General features: G+C 69.2%; 20 protein-coding genes. 11 read left to right on the plus strand and 9 right to left on the minus strand.

Going from position 1 to position 21010, the window contains the following annotated elements; translation table 11 throughout:
* Positions 1-10: 10 nt before the first annotated feature.
* Positions 11-823 (plus strand): SDR family oxidoreductase, encoded by an 813-nt coding sequence (locus IM708_RS14660; RefSeq protein WP_209427324.1) that lies wholly within the window; start codon positions 11-13, stop codon positions 821-823.
* A gap of 40 nt (positions 824-863) precedes the next feature.
* On the opposite strand, the gene IM708_RS14665 is transcribed toward IM708_RS14660, so the two are convergent.
* Together IM708_RS14665 and IM708_RS14670 are read right to left on the minus strand one after the other, a co-directional pair.
* Positions 864-1238 (minus strand): diacylglycerol kinase, encoded by a 375-nt coding sequence (locus tag IM708_RS14665; RefSeq protein WP_209427325.1) that lies wholly within the window; start codon positions 1236-1238, stop codon positions 864-866.
* Between the two features lie 342 nt (positions 1239-1580).
* Complete coding sequence (locus tag IM708_RS14670) at positions 1581-1832, minus strand: accessory factor UbiK family protein (protein ID WP_209427326.1); 252 nt, start codon at positions 1830-1832, stop codon at positions 1581-1583.
* A 108-nt stretch (positions 1833-1940) separates the two neighbouring features.
* On the opposite strand from IM708_RS14670, the gene lgt reads away from it, so the two are divergent.
* The 3 genes from lgt to pgeF are packed head-to-tail and all read left to right on the plus strand — an operon-like array spanning position 1941 to position 4695.
* Complete coding sequence (gene lgt, locus IM708_RS14675) at positions 1941-2825, plus strand: prolipoprotein diacylglyceryl transferase (protein ID WP_209427327.1); 885 nt, start codon at positions 1941-1943, stop codon at positions 2823-2825.
* Positions 2822-3931, plus strand: coding sequence for an SAM-dependent methyltransferase (locus tag IM708_RS14680; protein WP_209427328.1), 1110 nt, complete (start codon positions 2822-2824; stop codon positions 3929-3931). Before lgt ends, IM708_RS14680 begins: the two co-directional genes overlap by 4 nt.
* Positions 3928-4695: a peptidoglycan editing factor PgeF gene (pgeF, locus tag IM708_RS14685; RefSeq protein ID WP_209427329.1), complete on the plus strand. Its 768-nt coding sequence runs from the start codon at positions 3928-3930 to the stop codon at positions 4693-4695. The genes IM708_RS14680 and pgeF overlap by 4 nt, the downstream gene beginning before the upstream one ends.
* A 19-nt stretch (positions 4696-4714) precedes the next feature.
* On the opposite strand, the gene IM708_RS14690 is transcribed toward pgeF, so the two are convergent.
* From IM708_RS14690 to IM708_RS14710, 5 genes are all read right to left on the minus strand, one after another.
* Positions 4715-5485 (minus strand): FCD domain-containing protein, encoded by a 771-nt coding sequence (locus IM708_RS14690; RefSeq protein WP_245243212.1) that lies wholly within the window; start codon positions 5483-5485, stop codon positions 4715-4717.
* Entirely contained in the window at positions 5460-6407 is a 948-nt protein-coding gene (locus IM708_RS14695) for an oligopeptide/dipeptide ABC transporter ATP-binding protein (RefSeq protein ID WP_209427330.1), read from the minus strand. The genes IM708_RS14690 and IM708_RS14695 overlap by 26 nt, the downstream gene beginning before the upstream one ends.
* 193 nt (positions 6408-6600) lie before the next feature.
* Positions 6601-8493, minus strand: a complete 1893-nt coding sequence (locus tag IM708_RS14700) for a dipeptide/oligopeptide/nickel ABC transporter permease/ATP-binding protein (RefSeq protein ID WP_209427331.1) — start codon at positions 8491-8493, stop codon at positions 6601-6603.
* A complete protein-coding gene (locus tag IM708_RS14705; RefSeq protein ID WP_209427332.1) occupies positions 8490-9437 on the minus strand; it encodes an ABC transporter permease in 948 nt (315 codons plus the stop codon). The genes IM708_RS14700 and IM708_RS14705 overlap by 4 nt, the downstream gene beginning before the upstream one ends.
* Before the next feature lie 102 nt (positions 9438-9539).
* Positions 9540-11138, minus strand: coding sequence for an ABC transporter substrate-binding protein (locus tag IM708_RS14710; RefSeq protein ID WP_209427333.1), 1599 nt, complete (start codon positions 11136-11138; stop codon positions 9540-9542).
* A 111-nt stretch (positions 11139-11249) separates the two neighbouring features.
* Here IM708_RS14710 and IM708_RS14715 point away from each other — a divergent pair, with 111 nt between their 5' ends.
* The 6 genes from IM708_RS14715 to IM708_RS14740 all read left to right on the plus strand — a co-directional run bounded on the left by IM708_RS14715 (position 11250) and on the right by IM708_RS14740 (position 16674).
* Positions 11250-11918 (plus strand): DUF1028 domain-containing protein, encoded by a 669-nt coding sequence (locus IM708_RS14715; protein WP_209427345.1) that lies wholly within the window; start codon positions 11250-11252, stop codon positions 11916-11918.
* Positions 11915-13147, plus strand: a complete 1233-nt coding sequence (locus IM708_RS14720) for a M20 family metallo-hydrolase (protein WP_209427334.1) — start codon at positions 11915-11917, stop codon at positions 13145-13147. Before IM708_RS14715 ends, IM708_RS14720 begins: the two co-directional genes overlap by 4 nt.
* A gap of 70 nt (positions 13148-13217) precedes the next feature.
* Positions 13218-13547 carry an SMR family transporter gene (locus IM708_RS14725; protein ID WP_209427335.1) on the plus strand — a complete coding sequence of 110 codons (330 nt, stop codon included), beginning with the start codon at positions 13218-13220 and terminating at the stop codon, positions 13545-13547.
* 24 nt (positions 13548-13571) lie between these two features.
* Positions 13572-14168: a hypothetical protein gene (locus tag IM708_RS14730; RefSeq protein ID WP_209427336.1), complete on the plus strand. Its 597-nt coding sequence runs from the start codon at positions 13572-13574 to the stop codon at positions 14166-14168.
* Positions 14169-14274: 106 nt separating this feature from the next.
* Positions 14275-16098, plus strand: coding sequence for a translational GTPase TypA (gene typA, locus IM708_RS14735; protein ID WP_209427337.1), 1824 nt, complete (start codon positions 14275-14277; stop codon positions 16096-16098).
* A 168-nt stretch (positions 16099-16266) separates the two neighbouring features.
* Positions 16267-16674 (plus strand): DUF4168 domain-containing protein, encoded by a 408-nt coding sequence (locus IM708_RS14740; RefSeq protein WP_209427338.1) that lies wholly within the window; start codon positions 16267-16269, stop codon positions 16672-16674.
* Positions 16675-16749: 75 nt separating this feature from the next.
* Here the strand turns inward: IM708_RS14740 and IM708_RS14745 are convergent, their stop codons facing one another.
* A complete protein-coding gene (locus IM708_RS14745; RefSeq protein ID WP_209427339.1) occupies positions 16750-17040 on the minus strand; it encodes a DUF1330 domain-containing protein in 291 nt (96 codons plus the stop codon).
* A 2-nt stretch (positions 17041-17042) separates the two neighbouring features.
* On the minus strand, positions 17043-19694 hold the full coding sequence (gene alaS, locus IM708_RS14750) for an alanine--tRNA ligase (protein ID WP_209427340.1): 2652 nt from the start codon (positions 19692-19694) through the stop codon (positions 17043-17045).
* 263 nt (positions 19695-19957) lie between these two features.
* Here alaS and IM708_RS14755 point away from each other — a divergent pair, with 263 nt between their 5' ends.
* Entirely contained in the window at positions 19958-20833 is an 876-nt protein-coding gene (locus IM708_RS14755) for a lysophospholipid acyltransferase family protein (RefSeq protein ID WP_209427341.1), read from the plus strand.
* Positions 20834-21010 lie beyond the last annotated feature (177 nt).

The following is a 21010-nucleotide window of genomic DNA, read 5'->3' on the forward strand; positions in this document are numbered from 1 at the left end:
GGTTTCCCCCATGACCGCCACCCTCTCCGGCAAGACAGCGATCGTCACCGGTGCCGCCGCCGGCATCGGGCACGCCATCGCGCGCCACTTTCTGGACGCCGGCGCCAATGTCGTGCTCGCCGACATGAGCGACAAGCGCCTGAAAGCCGGCTGCGACGACCTCAGCGACCATGAGAACGCGCTGCTCTTCTCGGGCGATCTGCGCGAACGTCTGACGGTGGCGAATCTGCTGTCGGCCAGCATCGACGCCTTTGGGCGGATCGACGTGCTGGTCAATGCCGCGCGCGCCTTCATGACCACCGACCCACTCGACCCCGCCGACGAATCGGTGGACGAGGCGCTGGCGCAGAACCTGATGGTCGCGCTGCGCGTGTCGCAGGCCGTGGCGCGACGGATGATCACCCAGGCCGAGGCCGAGGACGAGAGCCACCGCCGCGGCCCCGCCGGCTCCATCGTCAACTTCAGCGCCATCGCCGCGCACCGCGCCCAGCCCGAGCTTCTGGGCTATTCGATCAGCACCGCGGCCGCCGAACAGATGACCCGCTCGCTGGCCGTGTCGCTGGCCCCGCACCACATCCGGGTGAACGCGCTGGCCATCGGCTCGGTGATGAGTGCGAGCCTGAAGGACCGGATGGCCGACCATCCCGACTACCGCGACCGGATCATCAAGGGCACGCCCCTGCGCCGCATCGGCACGGCGTCCGAGGTGGCTGCGGCCGCGCAGTTCCTCGCCTCCGATGCCGCTTCCTTCATCACCGGGCAGGTGCTGGTCGTCGACGGCGGGCGCACGCTGATCGACCCGGTCCAGACCCCGGCGCACTAGGCGCCGCAGCCGGGCTCGGGTTCCGCTGGGGCGGGGCGGGTCAGCCGACCGCCAGCCGCCAAAGCACGACGATCCACGCTACCCCCGCGGCAATCGCTGTCAGCGCCACACCGGCGCTGCCGCAATCCTTGGCCATCGCCGCCAGCGGGTGGCGCGCGGTCGAGATGTAGTTGATCGCCGTCTCGATCGCGGTGTTGAGCAGCTCGGCGGCCAGAATCAGGATCCCCAGCGCCAGGATCAGCGCCCGCTCGCCCGGGGTCAGCGGCAGCGTCAGCGCCAGCGCCGCCGAGATCAGGTTCGCCGCCGTCCATTGCCTGAGCGATTTCTGCGTGGCCCAGGCCGCGCGCCAGCCCGCCCAGGACCAGACCACGGTCAGCGCGATGCGCCGCACCTCGGCGCCCAGCCAACCCAGCATCGCCCCCTCCCTCGATCGTCGGCACAAGGCTAGATCAAGCCGCCGAATGGGGGAATTGGCAATCGCACTTCCGGCCGCTGCCGAAGGCGCGGTCCCGCGGGTGAAGGGCGCTGGCGTCGGATGCCCGGCAAACGATCCGGTGCAATTGGGCGCCGGCCGGCTTCTTCCCCCGGCCTTGCGGCATCGGGGGCCAAAAGTTTCGTTGCGGTTAACGGCGCTGATTGTCTACGGGGAATCAATAACCTGAAAGAACGTGCGCATGCGCACGGTCCCGCTTGCGACGCGCAGCGGAAGCTGCCGGCAGTGAAGGGCGGAAAAACCGACCGCGTCCGTCACGGCCTGTCAGTCGGCCTTGCTCTTGCCTTCCAGCGCCTCGATCCGCGCCTTCAGGGCGGTGTTTTCCTCGCGCGCCTTCTGCGCCATCGCGCGCACCGCGTCGAATTCCTCGCGCGTGACGAAGTCGCGGTCCGCCAGCCAGCGGTCCATCATCGACTTCAGCGCCGTCTCGGCCTCGGCGCGCGCGCCCTGCGCCACGCCCATCGCATTCGTCGCCAGCTTGGACAGATCGTCAAAGAACTTGTTTCCGGGCTGCATTCTCGCGCTCCTTGGGTTTTGGCCAATATGTGTGCGGGCGGGCCGTTGCACAAGGTTGACTTCGTACCCCCCGCGCGGGAAAGACGGGCCGCACTGGCCGGAGCCCGCATGTACGCCATCCCCTTCCCGCCGCTCTCGCCCGAGATCTTCGAGATTGACCTCGGCGGTTTTTCCTTTGCTCTGCGCTGGTACGCGCTGGCCTATCTGGCGGGCTTCCTGATCGGCTGGCGGCTGATCGTGGCGGCGCTGCGGCGTCCCGCGCTCTGGCCCGGCGGTACCGCGCCGATGGCCCCCGCGGCGGTCGAGAACCTGCTCGCCTGGATCATCGTCGGCGTCATCCTCGGCGGGCGGCTGGGGTTTGTCCTCTTCTACCAGCCCGGCCATTACCTCGCGAACCCCACCGACATCCTGCGCGTGTGGGAGGGGGGGATGTCCTTTCACGGCGGGCTTCTGGGCGCGGCGGCGGCCGGGTTCCTGTTCGCGCGCCGGCAAGGCATTGCCCCCCCGGCGATTTCCGACGCGATGGCGATGGTCGTGCCTGTCGGTCTGGGGCTCGGCCGCATTTCCAACTTCATCAACGCCGAACTCTGGGGCCGCCCGACGGACATGCCCTGGGGCGTCCTTTTCCCCGGCCACGGTGCGATCTGCCCGCTCGACTGGACCGGCCCCTGCGCGCGCCACCCGACCCAGCTTTACGAGGCCGCGCTCGAAGGGCTGCTGCTGGGCCTGATCGTCTGGTATCTGGTCAGCCGCCGCGACGCCCTGCGCTTTCCCTGGGCGATCACCGGCACCTTCTTCGCCGTCTACGGCGCGGCTCGGTTCCTGGTGGAATTCTGGCGCGTGCCCGACCCGCAATTCCTCGCCCGCCACCCGCAGGGGCACGTGCTGTCGCTGGGCGAATTCGGCGTGACCATGGGCCAACTTCTCAGCCTGCCGATGTTGCTGGCGGGGCTGGCGCTGATCGCCTTTGCGCGGGCGCGCGGGCGACAATGACGCCGCTGGCCGACCGCCTTGCGGCGCGCATCGCCGCCACCGGGCCGATGACCCTGGCCGAGTATATGCTGGAATGCCTGCTCGACCCGCAGCAGGGCTACTACGCCACGCGCGACCCGCTGGGCGCGGCCGGCGATTTCACCACCGCACCCGAGATCAGCCAGATTTTCGGCGAACTGGCGGGCCTCAGCCTCGCGCAAAGCTGGCTGGACCAGGGGGCACCCGCGCCCTTCGCGCTGGCCGAACTGGGACCGGGGCGCGGCACGCTGATGGCCGATATCTGGCGCGCCGCGACGATCGTGCCGGGCTTCCACGCCGCCGCGCATATTCATCTGGTCGAGGCCTCGGACCCCCTGCGCGCCGCGCAGGCGCGCGCGCTGCGCGGCCTTCCCGTCATCTGGCACGCCCGCGCCGACGATCTGCCCGACGCCCCGCTCTGGCTGATCGCCAACGAATTTTTCGACGCCCTGCCGATCCGCCAGTTCCAGCGCGCGGGTCCGGCCTGGCGCGAACGCGTCGTCGGCCTGCAGGGCGGACGGCTGGCCATCGGCCTGACCGATCCCGCGCCGCGCCCCGACCTGGCCGACCGGCTGACCGACACACCCGAGAGCGGCATTGTCGAGTTGCGCCCCGCCGCCGAGCCGGTCATGGCCGCGATCGAGGCGCGGATTGCCACCCGCGGCGGCGCCGCCGTCCTGATCGACTACGGCGACTGGGGCAGCCGCGGTGACACGTTCCAGGCGCTGCGCGGCCATGCCTTTGCCGACCCCTTCGCCGATCCGGGGCAGGCCGACCTGACCGCGCATGTCGATTTCGCCGCGCTCGCCCGCGCCGCGCCCGCCCTGCACGCCAGCTGCCTGACCCCGCAGGGCGTCTGGCTCGACCGCCTGGGAATCAGGCAGCGCACCGCGCGGCTGGGGCACAGCTTGCAGGGCAGCGCCCGCGCGGCGCATGATGCCGCGACTCATCGCTTGACCGACGGGGCGGAAATGGGAAACCTGTTCAAGGTCCTCGCCCTGGTTCAGGTCGGCGCACCGATGCCACCCGGCCTGGAACCGGGGCCGGAGCCGGACCGGGTCCGAGAAACGCAGAAAGCGGGCGGATGACACTGGAAATCCTCATCTCCGACACGCTCACCCCCTTGCGGCACGGGTTCTTCACCCGGCGCGGGGGGGCGTCCTCGGGGGTTTTCCAGGGGCTCAACTGCGGCAACGGCTCGTCCGACCAGACCGATGTGGTGTCGATCAACCGCGCGCGCGTGGCGCAGGCGCTCGACGTGCCGCCCGCCGCGCTGGTCAGCGCGAATCAGGTGCATTCGGCCGATGTCCTGACCGTCGAGGACATTGTCGACGGCACCGCCGGCACGCTGGGGCGGGGCGATGCGCTGGTCACCGCGTCGCCGGGGGTCGCGCTCAGCGTGCTGACCGCCGACTGCATGCCGGTGCTGCTGGCCGACCACGACGCCGGTGTGATCGGCGCGGTCCATGCCGGCTGGCGCGGCGCGCTGGCCGGCGTGCTGGAAGCCACGCTCGACGCGATGGAGGATCTGGGCGCCGCGCGCGACGACATCGCCGCCGTCATCGGCCCCTGCATCAGCCAGCGCGCCTATGAGGTCGGGCCGGAATTCCTGGAAACCTTTTTGGCCGAGGAAGCCGGCTATGACCGCTTCTTCACCGCCGGGCCGGGTGATCGCTACCTGTTCGACCTGCCGGGCTTCGGACTGAAACGCCTGCGCGATGCCGGCGTCGGCCATGCCGAATGGACGCGCCACTGCACCCATTCGCAACCCGACCTCTTCTATTCCTACCGCCGCGCGATGCAGATGGGCCAGGCCGACTACGGCCGCCTGATCTCGGCCATCCGGCTCTGATCCGCGCCGCACGCGTGCCTCAGCGCCGGTTTCCCTCGGGCAGGAAGCGGCGGGTGACGGCGGCCTCGCGGGTGTGCATCAGGCCGTGCGCGGTGGCCATGTGCGCCGCCATCAGCGCCCGCGCCCGCGGCCCGTCGCCGTCGCGCAGCGCCTCGATCAACCGTCGCTGGTAGGCCAGGCCCGAGGTCCACAACTCCGGGTCGGTGGGGCTATGCAGGCCACGCGTCACCGTCACCTCGCTCAGGAGTTCGGCCAGAAAGCGGATCACGAAGCGCAGCAGCGGGTTTTCGGACAGCGCTGCCAGTTCGGCGTGGAACCGCAGCGAGGCCGCATGCCGCGCCGCCTCACCCTCGGCGCTGGCGGCGGGAGGGGCGCTTTCGGCCAGCGTTCCCTCCAGCTCGGCCAGTTGCGCCGGGCTCAGACGCCCGGCCAGGCTTTCGGCCAGTTCCGGCTCCAGCGCGCTGCGCAACTGGTAGATGTCGTCGATCGTCGGGTTGGCGAAGTAGACGTAGTTGCCCAGTAGCGCCGCCGCCCGCCCCTCGGACACCTGGTGGACGAAGACGCCGCCGCCCGGCCCGGTGCGCGACTTGACCAGCCCCTGCGCCTCCAGCAGCCGGATCGCCTCGCGGATGGTGCCCTTGGCCATGGCGAAGCGGCGGATCAGCTCGGTTTCCGAGGGCAGCCGGTGGCCGGGCTGCAAGCCCTCGTCCATGACCCACTGCTTGATCGCCTCGGCCACCTTCTGCGGGCGCGACAGCCGGGTTTCAGAGCGGATGGTGGCAGGCGGCAAGCTGGTCTCCCTCGATCGGGCGCAGCTCCGGCCGCTCTACCCGGCAGCGGTCGCTGGCGCGCGGGCAGCGGCTGGCGAAGGCGCAACCGGGCGGCGGGTTTATCGGGTCCGGCAGTTCCCCCTGCGCGCCGCCGCCAATGGCGCGGCCGACCTGCGGCGCGCTGTCGGCCAGAAGCTGCGTGTAGGGGTGGCGCGGCCGGGCAAAGACCCGCGCCGCCGGCCCGCTTTCGACCACCGCGCCGAAATAGAGCACCATGATCCGGTCGCTCACCGCTTCGACCACCGCCAGGTCGTGGCTGATGAAGAGGTAGGTCAGCCCGAATTCCGCCTTCAGGTCCGCCAGCAGGTTCAGCACCTGCGCCTGCACGCTGACATCCAGCGCCGAGACCGGCTCATCGAGGATCAGGATGCGCGCCGCAGCCGCCAGCGCCCGTGCGATGCCGATCCGCTGCGCCTGCCCGCCGGAAAACTCGTGCGGATAACGCTCGAGGAATTCGGGCCGCAGGTTCACCGCCGCGAAGATCTCGTCGATGCGCGCGCGGCGCGCGGCGCGGTCCAGCCCGTGCAGATGGATCAGCGGCACCTCTAGGATCTGACGGATGGTCTTGCGCGGGTTCAGGCTGCTGACCGGGTCCTGAAAGACATACTGGATGCGCCGCCCGAAGGCCGCGGGGTCGGCGCGGTCCACGCCTTCGCCCTCAATCTCGATCCGTCCGGCGGTCGGCGGTTGCAGCCCCACCAGCATCCGCGCCAGCGTGGATTTGCCGCAACCCGACTCGCCCACGATCCCCAGCGTCTCGCCCGTCGCTACCTCGAAACTGGTCGGATGCACCGCGCGCAGCACCGCCCGCGGCCGGCCGAAGAGCGATTTCCCCGCGGGGAAATCGCAGGCCAGCCCCTCGGTCCGCAACGCGACGGTCACGACCCAACCTCCGCGCGCGTCGCGGGCCGGTCCGCACCAAAGGCCCGCGCGCATTTCCCCGCGGGGAAATCACGCCCCCCCAGAAGCCCCAATTTCCCCGCGGGGAAATTGGTGACCGCATGCCGGCTGATTTCCCCGCGGGGAAGTCGCGGCGGGGCCGTCCGGACCGCAACCCTCGTGCGGCGCGCGTGTCTCATGGCGCGGCCTCCAGTTCGGTTTCGGGCAGATGCGTTTCGGGGTAGAGGCAGCGCACGCGCCGCACGCCGCCCTCTAGCGGGATTTCGCCTTGCCGGCATTCGGGCTGCGCCTTGTCGCAGCGCGGGGCAAAGGCGCAGCCCGGCGGCAGGTCGTCGACATTGGGCGGCAGGCCCGAGATCGCCTCCAGCCGCCGCCGGCCGGTGCCCAGTTCCGGCACGCAGGCGATCAGCCGCGCAGTATAGGGATGGGCGGGCGCGTCCAGCACCTCTTGCGTCGGCCCCTCCTCGACGATGCGGCCGGCGTACATCACCGCCACCCGGTCGCAGAGCTGCGCCACGACGCCGAAATCATGCGTGATGAAAAGGATCGCCAGCCCCCTGTCACGGCGCAGATCATCCAGAAGCTTCAGGATCTGCGCCTGCACGGTGACGTCCAGCGCGGTCGTCGGCTCATCCGCAATCAGCACGTCGGGGTCGTTGGACAGCGCCATGGCGATGCCGACGCGCTGGCGCATCCCGCCCGACAACTGGTGCGGATAGGCCCCGATCCGCGCCCGTGGGTTGGGGATCTGCACATCCACCAGCAGCTTTATCGCGCGTTCGCCGGCCTCGGCCCGGCTGACGGCGTGGTGGACCCGGATCGCCTCGGCCAGCTGGTCGCCGACACGGTAGAGCGGGTGCAGCGTCGAGAGCGGGTCCTGAAAGATGTAGGCGACGCGGTTGCCGCGCAGGTCGCGCAACCGGCCATAAGGCGCGCCGACCAGATCCTCACCCGCCAGCCGCACCGCGCCCCCAGTGATCACCCCGGGGGGCGAGGCGACCAGCCCCATGACCGACAGCGCCGTCACCGACTTGCCCGAACCCGACTCGCCGATCAGCCCCAGACATTCGCCGGGCCGGATCGCTAGCGTCACCCCGCCGACGGCATGGGCCGTGCGCCTGCCCAGCCGGAAATCGGTGCGCAGATCGTCGATCGTCAGCAACCCCTCGGTGCGCGCCGGCGGGGCGGGCGCCTTGCGGTCGACCAGCGTCGCCGCCATCGGCCGCGCCAGCGCGCCCGAGCGCAAGCGCGGGTCGAGCGCGTCGCGCACCCCGTCGCCCAGCAGGTTGATCGACATCACGATCAGCAGGATCATGACCCCCGGCACGATCGAGGTATGCGGCGCGGTGATCAGCGCGCCCCGCGCCTCGCCCAGCATGGAGCCGAGATCGGCCTGCGGCGGCTGGCTGCCGAGGCCGAGGAATGACAGGCCCGCGGTCTCCAGGATCATCCAGCCCACCGTCGTCGACATGGCAATGACGATGACCGGCACGACATTCGGCAGCACCTCGGTCAGGATGATGCGCAGGGGCCCCAGCCCCGACAGCCGCGCCGCATCGACGAATTCGCGATGCGAGATGCTGACCGTGACGCCGCGGATGTTGCGCGCGAAAAAGGGAATGTTGACCACGGCGACGGCGATCAGCGCGTTCATCAACCCCGGACCCAGCGCCGCGACGATGGCCAGCGCCAGCAGGATGTAGGGAAATGCCATCAGCATGTCGACGCCGCGCATGGTGACGTTGTCGGTCCGCCCGCCGGCATAGCCCGCGACGATGCCGATGGCGGCGCCGATCACCGCGGCGATCAGCGCCGCGGCAAAGCCCACGGCAAGGCTCAGGCGCGTGCCGTGCAGGAGTCGCGACAGAAGGTCCCGCCCCAAATGGTCGGTGCCCAAGAGGTGCCCCTCGGCCAACGGGCGCAGGAATCGGTTGGCGGTGTTGGTGACATTCGGCGGATGCAGCGGCAGAAGCGGCGTGACCAGCGCCATCACCACGATGATACCAAGCACCACCGCGCCGAACCCGGCCAGCCGATTGCGGAAGAGAAGGCGTAGGAAAAGGCTCATGTCTTGATCCGCGGGTCGAGCCAGGCCTGCACCACGTCGACGACAATGTTGAAGCCCACGTAGCAGGCCGCGACGAAGACCACGCCCCCCTGCACCAGCAGGATGTCGCGCTTGAGGATCGCATCGACCAGCATCCGGCCGATGCCTGGCCACTGGAAGACGATCTCGATATAGACCGCGCCGGACAGGACGAACCCGGCCTGCAGGCCCAGCACCGGGATGATCGACACCATCGCCGCGCGCAGCGCATGGCCCCAGATCACGCGGCGCTCGGGCACGCCCTTGGCGCGCGCGGTGCGCACGAAATCCAGGCGCAGCACCTCCAGCATGGCGGCGCGCGACAGCCGCGCGACGACGCCGGTGGCGACCAGCGACAGCGCGATGGCGGGCATGGCCAGATGCCGGATCAGGTCAGCCAGATCGCCGCCGCCGAACATCGAATACATGCCCGAGACCGGAAACCAGCGCAGCTTCACGGCGAAAAGCAGGATCATCATCATGCCCAGAAAGAACGACGGCACTGAGATGCCCAGGATCACCGCCGCCGTGATCGCCTTGTCGGCAAACCGGTACTGCCGCGCCGCCGAGACCACCCCCGCGACGATCCCGATGATCGCACACAACATGAAGGCCGTCCCCGCCAGCACTAGCGTCGCGCCGAACCGGTCCAGGATCTCGTCCAGCACCGGGCGGTTGAGCGCGAAGGAGCGTCCGAAATCGCCCTGCAGCAGGTTACCGACCCACACGAAATACTGCTGCCAGAGCGGGCGGTCGAGCCCGAGATGCCGGTTCAGCCGATCGACATTCTCAGGGGTGGCGTAGGACCCCAGGATCGCGGTCGCGGGATCGCCAGGAATCAGCGCCATGATCAGGAAGACGATCACCGTGATCCCCAGCAGCACCGGGATCGCCGAGACCAGCCGCTTCAGGATGTATCCACCCATCGCCCCCTCCAGACCCCCCTGAGGCTTTCATCTGTCCGCAAATATCCTCGGGGGTGAATTGGCGCAGCCAAGAGGGGGGCAGACAGCCCCCCTTTCGACGCCTCAGTTCTTCACCACGTCCTTCAGCAGCAGAAAGAACGACGGCTCCAGTTGAAAGTTCTCGACCCGGTCGCTGGTCACCGCGTTCTGCACCCAGTTGGCGACGAAGACCCAGGGCGCGTCCTCGTGGACGATCTCCTGCATCTCGCGGTAGAGCCGCGCGCGCTCGTCCTGATCGGTGGCGACCCGCGCGGCCTCCAGCAACGCGTCGACCTCGGGGTTGGAATAGTAGCCCGAGTTGAACCCGCCTTCGTCGGGCCAGGCCGCGGTGCGCAGGGCGAGGAAGGGCAGGGTGTCGGGGTCGTTGGTCATCCAGGCCATCTGCGCCATGTCCGCGCGCCCCTCCAGCCCTGGATTGACGCGGCCGAGGAAGGTGTTCCACTCGTAAGTCTCAATGGTGACGTCGAAGCCCACTTCGGCCAGGTCGGCCTGGATCGCGGTGCCCATCGGGATCGGATCGAGCATGCCCGAGCCGCCTTCGGTGACGTAGAAGGTCAGCGCCGCGCCCTCGGCGCCGGCTTCGGCCAGCAGTTCGCGGGCGCGGTCAGGGTCGTGAGGATAGGGTTCCAGATCCTCGTTGTAGGCCCAGGCGAACGCAGGTGGGGTGGGGCCCGCGGCGACGGTCGCGGTGCCTTCCAGCACGTCGTTGACCAGCGCCTCCTTGTTGACCGCGTAGTTCGCCGCCTGGCGCACGCGGACGTCCGCGAAGGGGCCTTCCTTGGCATTCAGGATCAGGAACCAGACGTGCGGGCCGGCCTGTTCGGCGATCTCGAAGCCCGCGCCCTGGAACTGCGACAGCGCCACCGGCGGCACCTCGACCATGATGTCGATGCCGCCGGCGAGCATCTCGGCGGTGCGGGTGTTGGCGTCGGTGATGGGGCGGAAGATCACCGCCTCGGCCGCCGCCGGGCCGTCCCAGTAGTCAGGGTTGCGCACCACGGTGACCCGTTCGTTCGAGCGCCATTCCTCGAACCTGAAGGGCCCGGTGCCCGAGGGGTTGCGGCCGAAGTCCTGCCCGTGCTCCTGCACCGCGGCGGGCGAGACGATCAGCCCGGTCGGATAGGCGAGGTTCGACAGGAACGGCGCGTAGGGTTCGTTGAGCGTGAAGCGGACGGTGCGGTCGTCCACCGCCTCGACCGTGTCGATGGCCGAGAAGAAGAACGACAGCGGAAAGGGGCCGGTGTCGTGCTGGGGGTGATCCTCGTCCAGCATACGCTCGAAGTTCCAGACCACGGCCTCGGCGTCGAAGGTGCTGCCGTCATGGAAACTCACGCCCTCGCGCAGGGTGAAGGTGTATTCGGTGCCGTCCTCGCTGATCTCCCAGCTTTCCGCCAGAGCCGGTTCGACCTCCAGCGTGCCGGGGGCGTAGCGTACCAGCCCGTCGTAGAGGTTCATCAGGATGCGGAAGTCGTTGACGGCGGTCACCGCGTGCGGGTCCAGTGCCTGCGGCTCGGCGATCTGGCCGATGACCAGCACGCCCGGCGGCGTCTGCGCCAGCGACGGCGCGACCAGCGCCGAGGAGGCGAGGAAGGCGGCGGTCAGCGCGCCGGCGGCGCGACGGGTCAGCGGGCGGGTCAGGAATGACGGCAGGAATGACGGCATGGCGATGGCTCCCGGTTGATCTCGCTTCCGGCAATTTATCATGATAATTTCCGATCTGGAAAGGATTCGTTGTCCGCGCATCCGCAAACAGGGGGGAAACAGCCCGTGACGATGTCGATTCTTGCGCGCGACCCGCGGACCGGGTTGCTGGGCGGCGCCGCCATGACCGGCAACCTGTGCGTCGGCGCCTGGGTGCTGTGGGGCGATTCGCGCACCGGCATCGCCGCGACGCAGGGCGAGAAACCCTCGACCATTTGGGCGGACGAGGCGTTCGACCTGCTGCGCGCTGACCAGGACGCGCAGCATGTCGTCGATCAGGTGACTGCGGGCGATCACGGAAGCGCGTGGCGGCAGATGAGCCTACTGTGCCGGTCCGGCACGACGGGGCTGTTCACCGGCGAGGAGAACCGCGACTGGAAGGGGGCCCTGGTCGAGGACGATCTGATCGTGGCCGGCAACACACTGAGCGGCCGCGCGGTGGTCGAGGCGGCGCGCGATGCCTTCCTGGGCACCACCGGGCTGATGGTCGACCGCTTGCTGGCCGGGCTGCGGGCGGCGGCGGCGGCGGGCGGCGACAGCCGCGGGATCATGTCGGCCTCGCTTCTGGCGATCAGCGACGACGAGCCGCCGCTGGACGTGCGCATCGACTGGTCCGAAACCCCGATCGAGGCGCTGTCGGCGCTGATCGAGCGCGCGCGCCGGCCCGATTACGCGCGCTGGGTGTCGGGCCTGCCGGTCCGCACCGACCCCGAACGCCATCAGGAAGGAGCGCCCTCATGAACGAGACCGCGGAATTTGGCCGCGCGGCGGTCGACTGGATCGACCGGCTGGCGGCGGTGTCCGAACCCGGCCCGGGCGTCACCCGGATGCCGTTTTCCGACGAACACCGGCGGGTGCTGCCGCTGGTGCAGGAGATGATGGAAGACGCCGGGCTTTCGGTCAGCATGGACGCGGCCGGCACGCTGATCGGCCGGCGCAAGGGGCCGGCGGGGGCGCCGGTGCTGTTGCTGGGCTCGCACCAGGACAGCGTACGCCAGGGTGGCGCCTACGACGGGGCGATGGGGGTGGTGCTGCCGGCGTTGGCGCTGAAGGCGATTCGCGGGGAGGAACTGCCCTTTGCCATCGAGCTTCTGTGCTTTGCCGACGAGGAGGGCGCGCGCTTTCCCACCGCGCTGATGGGGCCGCGGGCGCTGGCCGGAACCTTCGACATGGCCTCGCTCGAGCTGAAGGACCCCGACGGGATCAGCCTGCGCCGGGCGATGACCGATTTCGGCCTCGAGCCCGAGGAGCTGCCGGGACTGAAGCGCGACCCCGCTGGCATCATCGGCTGGATCGAATGCCATATCGAACAGGGCCCGGTTCTGGAGGCCGAGGGCGAGGCGCTGGGCGTGGTCACCGCAATCTGCGGGATCGAGCGGCACGCAGTGCGGCTGACCGGGCAGGCGGCGCATGCCGGCACCGTGCCGATGGCGCTGCGCCGCGACACCCTGGCCGGCGCCGCCGAACTGGTCGCGGCGGTCGAGGCGCGGGCGCGGGGGACGGACGGGCTGCTCGCCACCGTCGGCGCGCTGCGCGTGCAGCCGGGGGTGGTCAACGCGGTACCCGGCGCTGTGGACATGACGGTCGAGATCCGCGCGCCCGAGGATGCGGTGCGCGAGGCAGCCGGCACCGCCCTGACCGACGCGGCGCGGCGCATCGCCGATGCGCGCGGGCTGGAGGTGGAAATGACGCGCACCTATGCGCAGGCGGCGACGCCCTGCGACGCCGGTCTGCAGGACGCGCTGGAGGCGGCGATCCGTGCCAGCGGGGGGGAGGGGCGGCGCCTCGCCTCGGGGGCCACGCATGACAGTTCGGCCATGGCGGACCTGTGCCCGGTGGCGATGATGTTCCTGGCCTGCCGCGACGGCGTCAGCCACAACCCGGCCGAATACTGCCCGCCCGAGGTGATGGGCCAGGCCGTCGCCGCCTACACGACCCTGCTGTCGCGGATGGGCGCCGAGGGGCGCTGAAGGCGGCTGCGCCCGCTTGCCCCGGCGCGGGAAAGGTGCGAAGCGGGGCATCTGCCGCGGGGGGGTTTTCATGCACTGGTTCTTTCTGGGCGCCGCCATCCTGTTCGAAACCATCGGCACGACCGCGTTGCAGGCCAGCCAGCAATTCTCGCGCCTGGGGCCGTCGATCCTGGTCGTCGTCGCCTATGGCGTGTCGTTCTACCTGCTGGCGCTGGTGCTGAAATACATCCCGGTCGGCGTGGCCTATGCGGTCTGGTCGGGCTTGGGCATCTGCTTCATCGCGGCGATCGGCTATTTCGTCTTCGGCCAGCGGCTGGACCTGCCGGCGGTGATCGGTATCCTGATGATCATTGCCGGCATCCTGGTGATCAACCTGTTCTCCAATTCCGCGATGCACTGAGATGGGTGGGTCCCGGGCCGTGCGATGAGCTTCGATCCCGCGCTGATCCTGTCCTGCCTGCGCGAGGTCTGGGTCTGGCGGCTGGGCGACAACCACCTGCTGGGTTGGTCGCTGACCGCGGGCTACGGCGCGGCGGCGGTGCTGGCCGGCGTCGTCGCGGCGCGGGCGCCGTTTCCGGGCGACACGCGGCTGCGCGAGCGGGTCTTCTGGGTGCTGGTGACGCTGTTCCTGCTGTTCCTGATGGTGAACAAGCAACTGAACCTGCAGACCACCTTCACCGGCACCGGCCGCTGTGTGGCGCGGGCCGAGGGTTGGTATCGCGCCCGGCGCGGCGTGCAGGAGCAATTCATCCTGGCCATGGTGTGGGTACTGGGCACGCTGGGTCTGATCGTGCTGTGGTGGCTCCGCCGCGCACTGGTGCGCAACCTCTTCGCGGTCGCCGGCGGGGCGGTGCTGGCGGGGTTCATCGTCATCCGCGCGGCAAGCATGCACCAGATGGACAGCGCGCTACGTACCGAGTTCCTGTCGCTGCGCGCCCACCGCTGGATCGAGGTCGCGGGAATCACGCTGATGCTGATCGGGGCGGTGCTGGCGTTGCGGAGGGCACGCCGGCGGCGCTGACCCGCGGCACGCACCGCCGCGAAAAGCCGGATGCGCGCGCGCGGCAGCGCTGGTCAAGTCCCGCGGGACTTGTTATCGCGGCGCCGCAGCATCAAGGATCCGGTACATGGAACTTCGCAACATCGCGATCATCGCGCATGTCGACCACGGCAAGACGACGCTTGTCGATGAGCTTCTGAAGCAATCGGGCGTCTATCGCGCCGGGCAGGCGGTGACCGAACGGGCGATGGATTCGAACGACATCGAGCGCGAGCGCGGGATCACCATCCTCGCCAAGGCGACCTCGGTCGAGTGGAAGGGCGGGCGCATCAACATCGTCGACACGCCGGGCCATGCCGATTTCGGCGGCGAGGTGGAGCGCATCCTGAGCATGGTGGACGGCGTCTGCCTGCTGGTCGATGCCGCCGAAGGGCCGATGCCGCAGACGAAGTTCGTCACCGCCAAGGCGCTGGCGCTGGGGCTGAGGCCGATCGTGGTGCTCAACAAGGTCGACAAGCCCGCCGCAGAGCCCGACCGCGCGCTGAACGAGGTGTTCGACCTGTTCGCCAACCTGGGCGCCGATGACGACCAGCTGGATTTCCCGGTGCTTTACGCCAGCGGGATCAATGGCTGGGCGGATGCCGAACTGGACGGGCCGCGGCAGGACATGTCGGCGCTCTTTGACCTGATCGTTCAGCATGTGCCCGCGCCTGCGCAGATCGCCCGCCGCGACGAGCCGTTCCGCATGCTGGCGACCACGCTGTCGGCCGATCCGTTCCTGGGGCGCATCCTGACCGGGCGAGTCGAATCGGGGGTTTGCCGGGTGGGCGAGACGCTGAAGGCGCTGTCGCGCACCGGTGAGCGGCTGGAACAATTCCGCGTGAGCAAGATCCTGGCCTTTCGCGGGCTGGCGCATTCGGCGATCGAGGTAGCCGAGGCGGGCGATATCGTGACGCTGGCCGGCATGGCCAAGGCGACCGTCGCCGACACGCTCTGCGCGACCGAGGTCGACGTCCCGCTGCCCGCCCAACCGATCGACCCGCCGACGATCAGCGTGACCTTCGGCATCAACGACAGCCCGCTGGCCGGCCGCGACGGTTCCAAGGTGCAAAGCCGCGTGATCCGCGAACGGCTGCTGCGCGAGGCGGAACTGAACGTCGCCATCCGCGTCGAGGACACGCCGGGGGGCGAGTCCTTCGTCGTCTCGGGCCGGGGCGAGTTGCAGATGGGCGTCCTGATCGAGAACATGCGCCGCGAGGGGTTCGAACTGTCGATCAGCCGGCCGCGGGTGATCCTGCGCGAAGAGGGTGGGCAGGTGCTGGAGCCGATTGAGGAAGCCACGATCGATGTCGACGACGAATACACCGGCGCCGTGATCGAAAAGCTGACCGGCCCGCGCAAGGGCGAACTGGTCGAGATGAAGCCCGCCGGCGTCGGCAAGACCCGGATCGTCGCGCATGTGCCGTCGCGCGGGCTGATCGGCTATCACGGCGAGTTTTTGACCGACACGCGCGGATCGGGTGTGCTGAACCGGGTCTTCCACGATTGGGCGCCGCACAAGGGTCCGATCCAGGGCCGCCGGCAGGGGGTGCTGATCTCGATGGAGAACGGTGTTTCGGTTGCCTATGCGCTGTGGAACCTGGAGGAACGCGGGCGGATGTTCATCGGCGCGCAGGAGCAGATCTACGAGGGCATGATCATCGGCGAGCATTCGCGCGAGAACGACCTGGAGGTCAATCCGCTGAAGGGCAAGAAGCTGACCAACGTGCGCGCCTCGGGCACGGACGAGGCGGTGCGGCTGACGCCGCCGGTGATCATGTCGCTGGAGCAGGCCATCGCCTACATAGACGACGATGAACTAGTCGAGGTCACGCCGAAGTCGATCCGGCTGCGCAAGCGCTACCTGGACCCGCACGAGCGCAAGCGCAACGCGAAGGCGCGCGTGCAGTAAGCGGTTCCGAACGGCCGCGGCCAGCGTCAACCGCACCCCGGCTGGGTCGGCGGAAAACCGATCAGCGGAGGGGCGCTTGCGCGGTTTGCGATGCGCCGGCCCGATCCCTAGGTGATTTGGCAACCGCGTGGGATATCCCCGCGACGGAGGCAACCGAAGGAGCAGACCATGCTGAAGAGAAACCGCCTTGCCGCCACGATGACGGCCGTGAGTTTGGCCCTGGCCGCGCCGCTGGCGCTGCCCGCCATGGCGCAGAACGCGCCGCAGACGGCGCCGCAGGAAGCCCCGGCCGCGCCGATGATGACGGTCGACGAAGCGCAACTGGACGCCTTTGTCGCGGCGCTTCGGACGGTCGACCAGATGGAACAGGAATATACTGAGACCCTGCAGCAGGCCGAGACCGATGAACAGCGCCAGGAGATCGTGAGCGAGGCTAACACCGCCATGGCCGAGGCGATCGAGAACACGCCGGGCATGACGCTGGACGACTATGTGTCGATCCTGCAGGCGGCGCAGGCGGACCCGGCGCTTTCGGCGCGGATCATGGAACGGCTTGAAGCCGACAGCGCGGGCTGATTTCTGACGCCAGTTTCTGGTGACGAACGCGCGCTGCGCAGAGCGGCCGGCCCGAAAGGGCCGGCCGTTTTCCGTTCATGCGTTTTCCTCGACCACGATCAGGTCGCGCTCGGCAGCACCGCGCGCATGTTCCAGCGCGGCCTGGTATTCGGGTGAGTTGTAGCAGTCGACTGCGGCCTCGACCGAGGGGAAGCGGGCGACGACATGGCGCTTGCGCTCGGCCCCTTCGAGCGTGACGTAGCGCGTGGCGCGGGCGAGGAATTCGCCGCCGTGGCGGGCGATGGCGTCGGTCGCCAGCGCCGCGTAGTGGCCGTAGGCCTCGGGGTCGGTGACCGCGACATGGGCGATCCAGAGGGCTTTGGGCATTCTCAGGCTCCTTCGATGACGGATTCAGCGGCGCGGATCGCGGCTTCGGCGCCGCCGATATCGGCGCCGCCGCCCTGCGCCAGGTCGGGCCGGCCGCCGCCGCCCTTGCCGCCCAGTTCGACGACTGCAGCGCGCAGGATGGCCACCGCCGACAGACGCCCGGTCAGATCGCCGGTGACGCCGGCGGCGACCGCCGGCTTGGCGCCGGTATCGGCGATCAGCAGCACCGCGCCCGATCCCAGCCGCGCCTTGGTCTCGTCGATCAGCGCCGGCAGATCCTTGCCGGTCACGCCACTAACCACCTGGGCGATGAACTTCACGCCCGCGATCTCGCGCGTTTCAGCCGCGGTCTGCGGCCCGCCCATCGCCAGTTCGCGCTTCAGTTGCGCGACCTCGTTGGCCAGCGCCCGGCGTTCGTCCGCAAGCGCACGCACACGATCGACCACGTCCGAGAGCGGCGTCTTCAGTAGCGCAGCGACCTCGGTCAGGCGGGCCTCCTGCGCGCGCAGGTGCGCGAGCGCGGCCTGGCCGGTCAGCGCCTCGATCCGCCGGACGCCGGCCGAGGAGGCGCTGTCGCCCAGCAGCACGAAGGCGCCGATCTCGCCGGTGCGGGCGACATGCGTACCGCCGCAAAGCTCGATCGAATAGGTGGCGCCGTTGGCGCCCTTGCCCGAGGCTGGCAGGCGGCCCATCGAGACCACGCGCACCTCGTCGCCGTATTTCTCGCCAAATAGCGCCTGGGCGCCAAGGGCGCGCGCCTCTTCCGGGGTCATGATGCGCGTCTCGACCGGCGTGTTCTGGCGCACGAAGGCGTTCACCTCGGCCTCGACGCGCGCGAGGTCATCGGGACTGAGCGCGGAGTTGTGGCTGAAATCGAAGCGCAGCCGGTCCTCGGCGTTGAGCGAGCCGCGCTGCGCGACGTGATCGCCCAGATGCTGTCGCAAGGCCTCGTGCAGCAGGTGCGTCGCCGAATGGTTGGCGTGGATCGCGCGGCGGCGGGCATGTCCGACCTCCAGCTTGACCGGCGTGCCGGTCTTCAGCGTGCCCTCGGTCACGGTGGCGAAATGGACGTGCAGCCCCGCCATCTTCTTGGTGTCGCGGATCTGGGCCGCGCCGCCGTCGAAGCGCAGAAAGCCGGCATCGCCCACCTGGCCGCCGGATTCAGCGTAAAACGGCGTCTGGTTCACGATCACCTGCACCTCGCCCGATGCCGTGTCGGCGGGCTTGCCGTCCACGACCAACGCCAGGACCTGACCCTCGGCGGTCTCGGTGTCGTAGCCGAGGAACTCGGTCGCGCCGTAGCGGTCGGCCAGTTCGAACCAGATGGTGGCATCCGCGGCCTCGCCCGAGCCGGCCCAGGCGGCGCGCGCCTTGGCCTTCTGTTCGGCCATTGCGGTGTCGAAGCCGGCAGTGTCGACGGCGCGGCCCTTTTCGCGCAGCGCGTCCTGCGTCAGATCCAGCGGAAAGCCGAAGGTGTCGTAAAGCTTGAAGGCGGCGGCGCCGGGCAGCGGGGCGTCGTCGGAGAGGTGCGCGAGTTCGGCATCCAGAAGCTTCAACCCGCGGTCGAGCGTCTGGCGAAAGCGCGTTTCTTCCAGCCGCAGCGTCTCGGCGATCAGCGACTGAGCGCGCTGCAATTCGGTGTAATGCCCGCCCATCGCGCGCACCAGCGCTGGGACGAGCCGGTACATCACCGGGTCCTGCGCGCCCAGCATATGCGCGTGCCGCATCGCGCGGCGCATGATCCGGCGCAGCACGTAGCCGCGCCCCTCGTTCGACGGCAGGACGCCGTCGGCGATCAGGAACGCGGTCGAACGCAGATGGTCGGCGATCACCCGGTGATGGATTTTGCCCTTGCCGTCGGGGTCCGAACTGGTGGCGTGGGCCGAGGCCTCGATCAGGCTGCGCATGAGGTCGGTATCGTAATTGTCATGCTTGCCCTGAAGCAGCGCGCCGATCCGTTCCAGGCCCATGCCGGTATCGATGGATTGGCGCGGCAGGTCGGTCAGGCGGCCGTCCTCGTGCTGCTCGTTCTGCATGAAAACGAGGTTCCAGATCTCGATGAACCGGTCCCCGTCCTCGTCCACGCTGCCCGGCGGGCCGCCCCAGATCTGGGGGCCATGGTCATAGAAAATTTCGGTGCAGGGGCCGCAGGGGCCGGTGGGGCCCATCCGCCAGAAATTGTCGTCGGTCTTGATGCGGATGATGCGTTCATCCGGCAGACCTGCCACCTTCTTCCAGATCGCCGCAGCCTCGTCGTCGGTGTGATAGACCGTGACCAGAAGGCGGTCGCGGTCGATGCCGAAGTCGCGGGTCAGCAATTCCCAGGCGAAGCGGATCGCGTCGTCCTTGAAATAGTCGCCGAAGCTGAAATTCCCCAGCATTTCGAAGAAGGTATGGTGGCGCGCAGTATAGCCCACATTGTCCAGGTCGTTGTGCTTGCCGCCGGCGCGGACGCATTTCTGGCTGGTCGTGGCGCGGACGTAGTCGCGGTGTTCAAGCCCGGTGAAGACGTTCTTGAACTGCACCATGCCCGAATTGGTGAACATCAGCGTCGGGTCGTTGCGCGGCACGAGCGGGGAGCTGTCGACGACCTCGTGCCCCTGGCGTCGGAAGTATTCGAGAAAGGTCGAGCGGATGTCGTTGAGACTTGCCATGCGCGGTGCGGCCCTTGCGTCAGATGCGGTCTGTGGCGGTTCTACTGGAGTTTGCGCCCGGCGTCCAAGGGCCAAATGCACCCGGCCGGCGAGCCCTGGTCCCTCTCTGAAAATCCTTGGATCGCGCACATGCTTCCTACCGACGTTGGGCGCGCTGCGCGCGCGGTTGGCGCAGCAGGGTGCGGCATTCTGGCGGTCCGTTGCCGGGTCCGATGTTCCGCTTTGGTCTTGGTAATCGCGCGCGGAGCGGGCATAGGGGCCCAATGCTTTTTCAGCGCCTCAGATCAACCTGGCATCACGTCGCCTACCTGCCGCTCTTGTCGGCGCTGACCCTGTCGCGGCGGCGCCGGTTCGAGAAGCGCTCGCGCGCGCTGGGATCGGCGGTCGGATGGGTGCTGCGTTGGGTGCCGCCGGCGCGGCGCCGCTTCGACCGGGAGGTGGTGCAGGTCTTTCCGGACATGCCGCACGCCGATCGGGTGCGGCTGGGCGGCGAGATGGGGCGGCGGATGGGTCAGACGCTGTTCGAGATCTATCACTGCGCAGAGTTCCAGACCCGGCTGGAACAGTTCCACGCCGCGGGGCCCGGGTTGATGGCGCTGGATGCGGCGCGGGCGGCGGGCAAGGGCGCGATAATCGTCTCGGGCCATTTCGGGCAATGGGAGGCGGTGCGCGCGGTGCTGACGGCGCGCGGGATGGAAACCGGCGCCGTCTACCGTCGGCAGAAGAACCGGCATTTCCAGCGCCGGCTGCTGGCCGGGATCGAGGCGGGCGGCAAGCCGATCCTGGAGACCGGCACGATCGGCACCAAGGCGCTGGTCCGGCATCTGCGTGCCGGGGGATTCATCGCGATCCTGCTGGACGAGAAATACCCCGAGGGCACGCGGCTGCCGTTCCTGGGGCGGCCGGCGCTGACCTCGCTCGCGGCTGCGCAGCTGGCGCTGAAGTACGACCTTCCGATGGTTCCGGCCTACGGCACGCGTAGGGACGACGGCGGCAGCTTTGATGTGCATTTCGAGGCGGCAATCCCGCATACCGATGCGCAGACGATGATGCAGGCGTTCAACGACAGCCTTTCGGCGCGCATCCGCGCGCATCCCGACCAGTGGTACTGGCTGCTGGGTCGCTGGCAGGGCGCCTGAAGGCGGGGCGGCGGTATCGGCTTCGGCGCTGCGGTGTGCGGCACGCCGTGCTCCGCGCGGACCTACCCAAATACGGGCGCCGAGGGGCTAGGTGCCCGCTCTAGCAGCCGCACGGCTTAGAGTCTGATTCAAAACTTTTGATTGAGGATCAGCGTGTTGCGAGCAGGCGGGTCATGT

It is taken from the genome of Pararhodobacter sp. SW119 (assembly GCF_017811755.1).
Taxonomy (GTDB): domain Bacteria; phylum Pseudomonadota; class Alphaproteobacteria; order Rhodobacterales; family Rhodobacteraceae; genus Pararhodobacter.